General features: G+C 67.5%; 10 protein-coding genes. 4 read left to right on the top strand and 6 right to left on the bottom strand.

The genetic code is table 11. The features are described from left to right. The first annotated feature begins 516 nt into the window (after nt 1-516). A complete protein-coding gene (locus tag ABD848_RS23970; RefSeq protein WP_344977125.1) occupies nt 517-1239 on the top strand; it encodes a phosphonatase-like hydrolase in 723 nt (240 codons plus the stop codon). Between the two features lie 108 nt (nt 1240-1347). On the opposite strand, the gene ABD848_RS23965 is transcribed toward ABD848_RS23970, so the two are convergent. Further along, on the bottom strand, nt 1348-1833 hold the full coding sequence (locus ABD848_RS23965; protein ID WP_344977122.1) for an ATP-binding protein: 486 nt from the start codon (nt 1831-1833) through the stop codon (nt 1348-1350). Between the two features lie 607 nt (nt 1834-2440). Between ABD848_RS23965 and ABD848_RS23960 the strand changes: the two genes are divergently transcribed. Together ABD848_RS23960 and ABD848_RS23955 are read left to right on the top strand one after the other, a co-directional pair. Next, complete coding sequence (locus ABD848_RS23960) at nt 2441-3160, top strand: Crp/Fnr family transcriptional regulator (protein ID WP_344977119.1); 720 nt, start codon at nt 2441-2443, stop codon at nt 3158-3160. A gap of 102 nt (nt 3161-3262) precedes the next feature. Then, nucleotides 3263-4030, top strand: a complete 768-nt coding sequence (locus tag ABD848_RS23955) for a hypothetical protein (RefSeq protein ID WP_344977117.1) — start codon at nt 3263-3265, stop codon at nt 4028-4030. A gap of 174 nt (nt 4031-4204) precedes the next feature. Here the strand turns inward: ABD848_RS23955 and ABD848_RS23950 are convergent, their stop codons facing one another. The 5 genes from ABD848_RS23950 to dxr form a co-directional block, all read right to left on the bottom strand. Then, nucleotides 4205-5050, bottom strand: a complete 846-nt coding sequence (locus ABD848_RS23950; protein ID WP_344977114.1) for a GNAT family N-acetyltransferase — start codon at nt 5048-5050, stop codon at nt 4205-4207. Nucleotides 5051-5202: 152 nt separating this feature from the next. Beyond that, nucleotides 5203-6777 carry an alpha/beta fold hydrolase gene (locus ABD848_RS23945; RefSeq protein WP_344977137.1) on the bottom strand — a complete coding sequence of 525 codons (1575 nt, stop codon included), beginning with the start codon at nt 6775-6777 and terminating at the stop codon, nt 5203-5205. A 335-nt stretch (nt 6778-7112) separates the two neighbouring features. Next, nucleotides 7113-8267, bottom strand: a complete 1155-nt coding sequence (gene ispG, locus ABD848_RS23940) for a flavodoxin-dependent (E)-4-hydroxy-3-methylbut-2-enyl-diphosphate synthase (RefSeq protein ID WP_344977111.1) — start codon at nt 8265-8267, stop codon at nt 7113-7115. Nucleotides 8268-8488: 221 nt separating this feature from the next. After that, the gene (locus ABD848_RS23935; protein ID WP_344977107.1) at nt 8489-9850 is read right to left on the bottom strand and encodes a M50 family metallopeptidase; all 1362 of its coding nucleotides are present in this window, start codon (nt 9848-9850) and stop codon (nt 8489-8491) included. Nucleotides 9851-9860: 10 nt separating this feature from the next. Then, on the bottom strand, nt 9861-11153 hold the full coding sequence (gene dxr, locus ABD848_RS23930) for a 1-deoxy-D-xylulose-5-phosphate reductoisomerase (RefSeq protein WP_425567690.1): 1293 nt from the start codon (nt 11151-11153) through the stop codon (nt 9861-9863). 286 nt (nt 11154-11439) lie between these two features. Here dxr and ABD848_RS23925 point away from each other — a divergent pair, with 286 nt between their 5' ends. Beyond that, entirely contained in the window at nt 11440-11745 is a 306-nt protein-coding gene (locus ABD848_RS23925) for a hypothetical protein (RefSeq protein ID WP_344977104.1), read from the top strand. Nucleotides 11746-11853 lie beyond the last annotated feature (108 nt).

Genomic DNA, 11853 nt, shown 5'->3' with positions numbered 1-11853 from the left:
ACCTACACCCCACCCCCGGCGTGACAAACCCACAGGAGCACCCCCGCGCCCGAAACCGCTCGCACGCTCCCGGGTACCCTTCCGTGCGGGGGACCGGCCCCCGCGTGCCGACCCGGCCCCTCTCTTCGAGTGCGCGACCAGCGCCTACCGCGGGAAGTGGCTCCCCAGCCGCTTCCGGGCCGCGGCGCAACCGTGACGGTCGGCTACGACAACGACGTGCGCTGGTGCGGGCCAGCCACCACGGCCGCGCCACCCAACCGGAACCCGTTATTCACCATCTGGATATTTAAAAGCAACGATTCTTTCCGCTGCGGCATGCATATTTACGCTAGGGGCGCTGTGACTGTCAGCCGTGCCACGGACGGCCGGCGTGTGCTCGCGGCCGTGCCCGCCCCCAGGCAGGCACGGAGACGGTGGCACCGAGCGGGCCGGCCGGGCCATCAGCCACGCCATCCGCCCGTTTCGGGCCCACCCAACCGCAAGGCCGGCAGTACGGGCCGGCAAGGGAGAACAATCATGCCACGACGGCCCTTCGAGCCCTCCGACACCATCGACGTGCTACCACCGATCCAGCTCGCCGTGCTCGACATGGCCGGCACCACGGTCGCCGACGACGGGCTTGTCGAGCAGGCGTTCACTCGGGCCATCGCCACCCAGGGCATCCGCGCGGGCACCACGGCACACGAGCACATGCTGGACTACGTGCGCGCGACGATGGGAGAGCCGCGGATCTCGGTGTTTCGAGCGCTGCTCGACGGTGACGAGCGCCGCGCACACGAGGCGAACCAGGCCTTCGAGCGGGTCTACGGCGAACTGGTGGGTGCGGGAGCGTGCACGGCACTGCCGGGCGCGGTCGAGACCATCGAGTCGCTGCGCGGCGCCGGGATCTATGTGGCGCTGACAACGGGGTTCAGCCGCTCCACCCAGAACGCGATCCTCAACGTCTTGGGCTGGTACGACCTCGTCGATCTCGCGCTGAGCCCGGCTGACGCCGGCCGAGGCCGCCCTTATCCGGATCTGGTGTTCGCGGCGATCATGCGGTTGGGGCTCAGTGACGTGCGGGCCGTGGCGGTCGCCGGCGACACGGCCTCCGACATGCTCACTGCACGCCGAGCGGGAGTGCCGGTGGCGGCGGGCGTCCTCACCGGTGCGCACAGCGGCGACGCGCTGCGTAAGGCCGGAGCTACCCATGTGCTGAACTCGGTGGCGGGCCTGACAGAGCTCCTCGTAGAAGAGTGAAGGAGGCGCGAGGGACGCGCCCCGCAGCTATGACCATAGCCCGTGGAGCGTAGCCGGCCCTGCGCGCCGCCGGGCGGCCCGCCTCACCAGCGCAAAGCATGGTCGGGGTCACGTGGAGTCGATCTCGAACCAGGCCACGTGAGTAGTGTCGGTGTAGTACTCGCCACTGCGCGAGGCGCAACTGTCGATGATGAGTTTGCCACGCCCAAAGTCGTCGTCGTCCTCGCGGAGCGCCCCCTCGCCCTCGGTGCTTTTCTCCCCCTGATCGGCTATAGCCACCCGAATGCGCTCGGGGTCGACTTTGATGAACAGTGTCATAACGCCACCGATCTGGCCCGACCTGGAGTGCAGAAGGGCATTAGTGGCGAGTTCACTGACCGCCAGCTCGGCGTCGTCGAGGACGCTGCCCACGTATCCGGCTCCTTCGAGGAACTCCCGCACCCGCGCCCGGATGGAGCGCACCGCGGTAAGGTTACCCACGCAGCTCCATACCGTGTGATCGGTGGCAGTCCCACCGAATTCGCTCATATCAAGGCCGGGGGCACCGAGGGGGGCCACAGCGGCGTGGTCGTGAAGTCGCTGCGAATCGGTCATCCCCGTGTCACTCCCATCACCACCCGACACTACCCGCAGTACCCGCTGCGAGCGCTGCGACTCCCCAGTAAGGAACTACCTTAGCCCTGAACTTTTTTCCGGCAGAGCGGCGGGGCACCTGGGAACGGGTGGTGGCGGCAGCGCGATAACAGCGCGATCGTGGGGATAATCGGGGCATCGCGCTCACCGACAGCGGGCAGGTGGTGGCGTCGAGAGCCGGCCGTAAGAGCGCGTGCCCGTGCGTGCCACCGCCCCTCGGGCGATCACTGTGCGTGTTACGCAATGACACGCGATTGTTCTATGAGAGCCCCCTCCGAATGCGATTGTGCTCCAGCGCGGGTGGCTCCTATGCGGTTTTCCGTTGTTCTTGCGACCTGTCGCGCGCACGGCAGCCGTGGTCTGGGATGCTGAGGTTTGCAAGGGTGCCACCTGTGTCGCTGAAAACCACTAATGTCACTATAGCCACAGGGATACACCTTTCTTCCCTGTTTTTCGGTTTCCGGACAGTCAATTACAGGGAATATCTACGTCCGCTGGAGCACACCCTCGAATGGTCACCTCACACACCTCACAACAGGTGGCGCAGCGATACGGAACACCACAATCAATGCGGCTCGATGGATTCTCACACCATTCCTGGCCGGCCAAGAGCGTTGTTGCCAATCTCACCCCCGAACAGCGCGAAGAACTGCTGTCCCTGGGCCGTCGGTGGGAATACGCGGCGGGACAGGCCCTGATAACGCAAGGGGACAAGGGAACGCACGTATTCGTGCTCTTATCCGGCCACGTCAAAGTCGTTAAGGAGGCCGACTCTGGGCGTACTGTCCTCTTGGCGATCCGTTCGCGCGGGGATCTCGTCGGCGAACTCGCCGGGATGGACAACAGCGTACGCATGGCGCGTGTCGTGGCCGTGGGAGCGGTGGCGGCGCACGTGATGCCCTTCGAGGAGTTCGACGCTTTCCTCCAGCGCACTCCTTCGGCTTTTCGGGTCGTCAACGCCTCGATCGCGGCGAAACTGCGTTCGGCTACCGATAAGATCATCGATTTCAGCAGCCAAGAAGTCGCGGTACGGCTCGCCCGTACCCTGCTGCGGATTCTCGACGACCACGCGCGCCCGGCCGCTGAGGGGACGGCCATCGGTATCCCGCTCAGCCAGCCCGAACTCGCCGCGATCGTCGGCGCCTCCGAGCCCGCCGTCCATAAGGCCCTGGCCGAACTGCGCCGCCGCGACGTGCTCAGCGTGGGCTACCGCAGCTACGTCGTACGCGACTTATCAGCGCTGCGGATATTCGCCGAACTGCCGCCGGATATCGACTCAAGGCCGTAGCAGTACGGGAACTTCCTCCCCGATCCACGCGACGGTAGATCACATGCTCCCAGCCTTACCGTCTCCCCCTCGATTCCGAAGAATCCGTTAGGAAGGGCTCGGATGGAACACGTCAATCCTGCCATTCGACGTATGTGTCTGGCGGTCGACGCCGACTCCTACAGTCACCGTGATCGGCGCGGACAACAAGACGCACAAGAATGGTTGATGCGGATCATGGACATGGTCTGCGACAACGCCGGCTTGGACCGGTCGTGTTGGGAAGTACAGCCCCAAGGCGACGGCGAGCTGGCGCTGTTGCAACCCGGGATCGAGGAAGCCCGCGTCATCGCCTACTTCACCCACGAGTTGGCCATGGCCCTGTACCACCACAACGCCCAACTGCGCGACGAGGCGCGACTGCGGCTGCGCGTGGCCTTTGACCAAGGCAACGTGGCGCTCGGGGCCAACGGCTACGTGGGCGCGGCCGTGGTGGCCGTATGCCGGCTGCGCGACTCGGTCGAGGCCAAGAAGGCGCTGCGCGACTACCCCGAAGTCGACTTCGTTCTCGTGGTCTCCGACTCGATTTACACCGATGTGGTCGACCAGGGCGACTACGACCTCTACAGCAGAGAGTTTTGGCCTGCCACCATCGAAAACGAGGACAAGCGGTTCCACACCCGAGCTTGGCTACACGTTCCCACGAACCGGCGGCGTGGCGACGAGACTCCGCGGGCGCCGTGGCCGGGAGCGAACTACCCGCCGCACGCCGGGCCGCACGCCAACATCTTGCACAACTACGGGACCGTGACCGTCAACGGCGTCGGCACTCCCCTCGGGGGACCTTACGCCGACAGCACGGTCAACGGTCGGCCATGGGAGGGGCACTGAGCGGCTGAGGCCGCCGCTCCTTCGCCACCGGACCTCCCCACCTGGTGCAGTGTCCCTTGCCCCCGGAGCGCTGTGGGGAGACCGGGGTGGTGCGACGTGGGACGGACACATCGCGCCACCCCGGGGTATCCTGTGGGAGGCCAGGTTCCCTCCGCCCTCGGCGGTGCCCAGCGGTTAGAACAGCACCGACATCACCGCGCCGACCTCACGGAACCCTACCCGGTGGTAGGTGGCGCGGGCAGTGGTGTTGTAGTCGTTGACGTAGAGCGTGACCCGCGGCGCGATGCTGGCCAAGGAGGCTTTAGCTACCGCCGCCATGCCGTGGACCGAGTAGCGCCGACCGCGCATTTCCGGAGGCACCCACACCCCCTGCACCTGACAGGCGTGGGGAGTTACGGCCCCCACCTCGGCTTTGAAAACGATCTGCCCGTTGTCGACGCGGGCGAACGCACGACCGCTGCGCACCAGTTCCTCGACGCGGGCCCGGTAGAGCGAGCCGCCGTCACCGGTGTCAGGCGGAACACCGACCTCCTCGGTAAACATCGCGACACAGGCCGGCACGAGGATGCCGAGTTCGTCCATCCGGACCCGCCGCACCAGCGGGTCGGGCCACACCTGAGGCGGCGTGGCCAGTTCCATCACCGGTTGGTGGCCGCGGATGGCCCGCGCCGGCCCCCAGTAGGGCGACAGGCGCGACCACAGCTCCGATACCGCAGGCACGGGCCCCACGATCGAGGAGCAGCGCCGCCCTTGCCACCGGGCGTAGTTGGCGAAGTAACGGATAGCCTCAGGGCCGGCGTTGACGGGGATGAGGTTGGCCCCCGAGTAGCACAGCGCCGTGATTGTGCCGTGCTCGACATAGCCCCACATCTCAGCGCCCAGTCGGGCGGGGTCGAGCCCCCCGGCGGCACGCAGCCGGGAACTCACGAAGACGTTTCCCACGGGGTCGCGGTCGAGCAGGGCCTGTACCTGGCCACGATCGCGCTCGCCTAGCACACGTACCGGTGATGTCCGGAGCATCCGCATCACCTCGCCGGGGAACGACCGTCGCCGGCGGCGCGGCGCCACCGACCCTGAGCGCCATCGTGCCCAGCGTGTACTGGCGACGCTCATAATCCTCGCACTCCTACCCTAATGACCCGCGTTACAAGCAAAACCGTAAGGTGCTGAGATTAGCGGGCCGGGTGGGCTACGGTGCTCGGCGGGGTGGCGGCGGACCGGGCCGTGGCAGGGGCGGCTGCCTCGGGCTCAGGCTGGGGCGCGGGCTTGCACGTGAGGTCGGCGCCGGCTGCCCCGCCCCCGGCCGGCGGCAGCGCTCCGGAGCGCAGATAGTCCAGGACCGCGGCGTCGACGCAGGCGTTGCGCCCGAGAGCCACACCATGCTCAACTCCACCGTCCTCGATGACCAGCCGCCCGTTGGGGAAACGAGAACGCATGGCGTAGGCGCCGGCCACCGGGGTGGCGCCGTCGTCGGTGGCGTGGACGAGCAGCGCATCGGAGACCGCGGAGCCGTCGATTGGGAACCAGCGGCTGCTGGGAGCTTCCCAGAACTTACACGGCGCGTTGTACCAAATATTGTTCCACCCTAGGAACGGCGCCTCCGCGTGGACCTCGCGCGCGTCGGCATGCCAGGTGGCCCAGTCGCGTGGCCACACCGAATCGGTGCACTGGGTGGCGAGGTAGGCACCGTAGGAGGGGTCATCGTGAGGTCCCTCCCCCAACGACTCGTGACTGGCGCGCAGCGCTGCCGAGTCGCCGTGGACAAGGTAGGCGGAAAGCGCCCCCGCCAGTCGCGGCCAGTAGCGGGAGGTATAGGCCACGAGGGTGAAGATGCCGTCGAACTCGGTGGGGCCGATGGTGGCGTCGATGGGGTGGCGCTCAAGTCGCTCGCGTAGCGCATAGTAACGCTGCGCGACCTCCTCGGCGGTGGTTCCCAGCCCGTAGGTGGCGTGGTTGCGCGCGATCCAGTCGAAGAAGTTCTCCGCGGCCATGTCGAGTGCGCGGCTCTGGGCGAGATTGCTCTCATACCAGGACTTGCGCGGATCGAGCATGCTGTCGAGGATGAGGCGGTCCAGGCGGTGGGGGTAGAGCGTGGCGTAGACGCCGCCGAGGTAAGTGCCGTAGGAGTAGCCGAGGTAGTCGATGTGCTCCACCCCCAGCGCGGCACGGACGGCATCGATGTCGTGGGCGGAGTCGACGGTGGTCATGTGGTGCAGCAGCCTGCCGTTGCGCTGTTGACAGGCCCGCGCGTAGTCGGCGGCGCGATGCAGCAACCGGGCCTGGTCGAGGTAGCTGTCGGGCACCACGTCGGGACGCACCGGCTCGAAGTAGCTAGGATCGCAGGCCACGGCAGGAGTGCTCGCGCCGACGCCGCGCGGATCGAAGCTGACGACGTCGTAGCGCTGGCGCAGGTCGTCAGGGAGCCGTTGCGCTGTGATGGAGGCCCATGCGCGGGCGGGGCTGCCAGGACCGCCCGGGTTGACCAGGAGAACGTCGGTACGCTCACCCTGGGCCGGTACTCGCGACAGCGCGATGTCGAGCGTCTCTCCCCGCGGCTGGGCACGGTCGAGGGCAACGGTGAGGGTGGCGCATTCGAGTTGCTCGTCGCCGCGCGGTTGGAGATCGGTGCACGGTCCCCAGTCGAGGTGACGCTGCTCCGTGGGGGCGGGAGCCGCGACAGCGCCCCCCGCTCCCGCGGCCAGCAGCATCGCCGTGGCGACCGTTGCTCCCCCTAGACCCGTCCGCATCCTCACCCGAACCGCCCCTTCCATTACGAGGAGAAAGTGGTTGCATTCTCTCCGTAGTTGCAGGCGGTGTACAGAACGACACACTAACGACACGGCGCGGGAGTGCCGGCGGGGCGGACGGCGCGGCCCGCACCCGACGGCGGTAAGGGGCGCAAGAAAAAGGCGGCTTAGGTTCTGTTTTTGGACAGACGGCGAGAACCGGCGGAGGCGAACGTCAGGTGAGCGCGTCCGCCGTCGCCGTGCAGGCTGCCACGATCGCGCCGCGACCGAGGCACGAGCGGACGAAGAACGCCACCACGGCCCCACACCCCAGTCGTTCGAAAAACGGGACCTAGTTAGCCCGTGACTGCGACGGTGGGTTCGCCGGAGCCGGCGTCCTCGCCCATCTCCTCGGCCAGGCGCATGGCCTCGTCGATGAGGGTCTCCACGATCTGGGATTCGGGTACGGTCTTGATGACCTCACCCTTGACAAAAATCTGGCCCTTGCCGTTGCCCGAGGCCACCCCCAGATCGGCATCCCGAGCCTCGCCGGGGCCGTTGACCACACACCCCATGACCGCCACCCGCAGCGGAACCTCCATCCCCTCCAACCCAGCGGTGACCTCGTCGGCGAGTTTGTACACATCGACCTGGGCCCGCCCACAACTGGGGCAGGAAACGATCTCCAACCCGCGCTCGCGCAGCCCCAGCGACTCCAGGATCTGGTTGCCGACCCGCACCTCCTCCACCGGAGGCGCCGACAGCGACACCCGGATCGTGTCGCCGATGCCCTCGGCCAGCAGCGCCCCGAAGGCCGCCGCGGACTTGATCGTGCCCTGAAAGGTCGGCCCCGCCTCGGTCACCCCCAAATGCAACGGATAGTCACACTGTTGGGCCAACAACCGGTAGGCGTTGATCATCACCACCGGATCATGGTGCTTCACCGAGATCTTGATGTCGCGGAAATCGTGCTCTTCAAACAGCGAGCACTCCCACAGCGCCGACTCCACCATGGCCTCGGCGGTGGCGCTGCCGTACTTGTCCAACAGCCGTTTGTCCAGCGAACCGGCGTTGACCCCGATGCGGATCGGCACACCTGCTTGAGAGGCGGCTGTAGCGATCTCGGCGACCTTGTCGTCGAACTTTTTGATGTTGCCGGGGTTGACGCGCACCGCCGCGCAGCCGGCCTCGATCGCGGCGAAGACGTACTTGGGCTGGAAATGGATGTCGGCGATCACCGGGATCTTGGATTTTTGGGCGATGATCGGCAGTGCCTCGGCGTCGTCAGCGCTGGGCACCGCGACCCGCACGATCTGGCATCCCGACGCGGTCAACTCCGCGATCTGTTGCAGGGTGGCGTTGATGTCGGCGGTGACGGTGGTCGTCATCGACTGCACCGACACTGGGGCATCCCCGCCCACCGGGACGTTGCCGACCATGATCTGGCGCGACTGACGCCGAGACGCGAGAGGGCGCGGCCGGGTAGCGGGCATTCCAAGATCAATGGTCACGCGGTTTCACCTCGCCGTCCGCCGGAAACTCCGGCGGCATCGCTAACAAAGTCAGTGGATATCGAAAGAGGGGCGGCGCCGACGGGCGCATGACACCCCCGGGACGGGACGCGGCCGTTGCCGGCTCCGGCATCCCGGTGCGCTGTCAAGGCTACCTGGTAAGGCCTCCCACTACGCCGGATTTACCAGGAGTTCAGGGGAAAGACGGAGAGTGATCGCTATTACTGGATGAGCCGCACGGGATTGACGATGTCGGCGACGAGCAGCATCAAGCTGAACCCCAGGAAACACGCCACGACCAGGTAGGCCACTGGCATGAGCTTGGCGACGTCGAAGGGGCCGGGATCGGGCCGCTTGGTGAGCTTAGCCCAGTTGCGGCGGATCGACTCCCACACCGCGCCGATGATGTGGCCGCCGTCCAGCGGCAGGATCGGCAGCATGTTGAACGCGAACAGGAACAGGTTCACGCTGGCCAGCAGGTTGAGCATGAACGCAGCGCGGTCGATCAGCGGGATGGGCTGGGCGAGGATCTCCCCGCCGATGCGCGAGGCGCCCACGATGCCCACCGGCGAGTCCAGCGCGCGCTCCTCGCCGAGAAAAGCCGCGCCGAAGACGCCGGGAACCTTGGCGGGCAGGGTGACGATCGCCTCGCCCACCCCCACCATCATGTCGCCCATGACCGTGGCGCTCTCGACCGGACTCAGCGGCCGGCGCTCCTGCTCGGGACTGATGCCCAGGAACCCCGCCGAGGTCGTTTGGGGCACCTGGCGCCCTTGCTCGTCGGTGACCGGTTCGCCGCTGTCGTCGAGCTCGGGGACCGGGTTCCCCGCCTCGTCACGAACGACGACCTGGTTCTCGATGAGCTCGGTGCGCAGGGTCATCTCCTCGCCGTCGCGGACGACGGTGAGGGTGACCGGCCCGATGTTGTCCTTGATGGCGGCGCTGACCTCGCCCCAAGTGTCGGTCTCCTGGCCCGCCACGCCGACGATGTGGTCACCGGGGAGCAGACCCGCCTGCGCCGCCGGCGTGGGAGCGGCATCCTCGGCGCACTCAGTCTGGGCGGTGCCCGCCGGCAGAACACAATCGTGGACCTGGGAGACGACGGTGGTGTACTGCGGCATGCCGATGCCCATCAGCACGACGGCGAAGATAAGCACGGCCAGGATCAGGTTCATGGCGGGACCGGCCACCATGACGATGATCCGCTTCCACGGCGGACGCTGGTAAAACTGGCGGTTGGCGTCCTCGGGGCCCGCCTCGACGTAGGAAGCCTCGCGGGCCTCCTCGATCATGGCGCGCCAGCGCGACATCGGCTTGGCCGCGGAGTCGTCGCGCTGCTTCTCGGCAGGGGGAATCATGCCGACCATGCGCACATAGCCGCCCAGCGGCACGAGTTTGAGGCCGTACTCGGTGTCGCCGATGCGCCTGGACCACAGCGTCTTACCGAAACCGACCATGTACTGCGTGCACCGAATGCCGAACATCTTGGCGGTCGACAGGTGCCCCAACTCGTGCCAGGCGATCGAGAACAACAGGCCGAGGGCGAACAGCACGATCCCGACAGTGGTCAGTAGCACGGCCATGTGTGTCTCCTCACGAGGACCGGGGCATCAGTTCCCTGGCACGCATTCGGGCCCACTCATCGGCCGCGTAGACCTCGGCCGGGGTCAGGGCGGCCGTCGCGCCCGTGTCCCGATGCTCAGAGACTACCTGGGCGACGGTGTCCACGATCGCGGGAAATGTCAGCTTTTCGGCGAGGAAAGCGGCGACCGCTTCCTCATTGGCCGCATTGTAGACCGCCGGTGCGGTGCCTCCCGCGGCACCGACCTCGCAGGCGAGTTCCACAGCCGGAAACGCCGTGGCGTCGAGCGGCTCGAAGGTCCAGGTGTGGGCTTTGGTCCAATCCACCGGCGGTGCGACGCCACCCAAGTGGTACGGCCAGGCGATGCCGTGGGCGATGGGCACCCGCATGTCGGGCGGGCTGGCCTGGGCCAGGGTGGAACCGTCGACGAACTCCACCATGGAGTGGATGACCGACTGCGGGTGCACAACCACGTCGATACGCTCGAAGGGGACGTCGAAGAGCAGATGGGCCTCGATGACCTCCAACCCCTTGTTGACGAGGGTGGCCGAGTTCACTGTGATGACCGGACCCATGCGCCACGTGGGGTGAGCCAGCGCGTCAGCGGGGCGCACGCGGTCGAGTTCGGCACGCGAACGGCCACGGAAGGGGCCACCGCTGGCGGTGACGACGAGCCGGCTCACCTCTGCACGGCGGGCCGCTACCTGCCCTTGGGCCAAGGTGGTCAGCTCTTCGGCGGGCACGCGCGGGAAGCACTGGGCCAGCGCGAAGTGCTCGGAGTCCACGGGGACGATCTGGCCTGGCCGGGCCGCGGCGCGTACCAGCGGCCCACCCACGATCAGCGATTCCTTGTTGGCCAAGGCGAGCAGCCGGCCGGCGCGCAGCGCGGCGAGGGTGGACTCCAACCCCAGGAAACCGGTGATGCCGTTGAGGACCACGTCGCACTCCCAGCCGGCCAGCTCGGCGACCCCCTCGGCTCCGGCGAGGAGCTTGGCTGTGCTGCCCCGATCGGTGAGCATCCTGGCCAACGTGGGGGCCGCGGCGGGATCGGCCACGGCGACCACGTCGACGCCCAACAGCGCGGCCTGGTCGGCGAGGACGTCGAGCCGCCCCCCGCCGGCGGCCAGGCCCACTACGCGGAAACGGTCGGGGTTGGCGGTGACCACGTCGATCGCCTGAGTGCCGATCGACCCCGTAGATCCGAGGATGACAAGGTCGCGGCGGGGCGGCTCTGACGAGCCTGCGGCACGACCAGAAACGAACGGAGCATCGTCGGGCTGTTCGGCAGTACGCACGCCCCCCATTGTCCCCCACGCCGGTCACTGCTCGCGGGCGATGGGTGATCGAGGTTCGGATGGGAGCAGCGACTGCTACCGCAGCCGGCGGGAGGTCCGGGGCAGCCACCCAAGTAACGCCGCCGCTGCGGTACGGCGCCCCACGTGTTCCTGAAAGGCCCAGGTAACGAACGCAACCGGTTTCGTAGCGGGACTGGCGCGACCACCGATCGGCGGGGGAGACTTGAGGTGGAGCACTCCCCTGCCCACAATCCCCCCTTACTCCGGGTGCTCCTGACGAAGGATCAGCGAAACCATGCAGTTCTGGAGATGGGCGGTGGCACCGGCCACCGCCGCCTTCTTGGCCCTATCCCCCCACGCGCCGGCCCTGGCGGGCTCTGGTGCCCCGGAGCACGAGGCGACGCCTCCCCCGTGTCCCGCCCACGACCTCTCCATCGAGCTACCGCTGGAGGTGGTCGAGGAAACCTACCGCGAGACCAGGAACGATCCGGCCCGGGGCGAGCACGGTCACTACGCGCCCATGCTCTACCACTCGCCTATGGCAGATCCGCCGCCGAGCTTCCGCGAACTCTTCGGGCTGTTCACCCCCGACTGCCCCTAGATTCTGCTTTCCGAACGGCTGGGGCGTGGGGATTCTTCGTTCGCTCGTACCTCGATCGCTGCACGATCTCGGCAGTCGGCAGGGCGACGGCGGAGGCGCTCACCCGCG

This window comes from Salinactinospora qingdaonensis (assembly GCF_039539445.1).
GTDB classification, from domain to species: domain Bacteria; phylum Actinomycetota; class Actinomycetes; order Streptosporangiales; family Streptosporangiaceae; genus Salinactinospora; species Salinactinospora qingdaonensis.
Note: the sequence above shows the minus strand (reverse complement) of the source record. Positions and strands in the feature narration are given on the sequence as shown.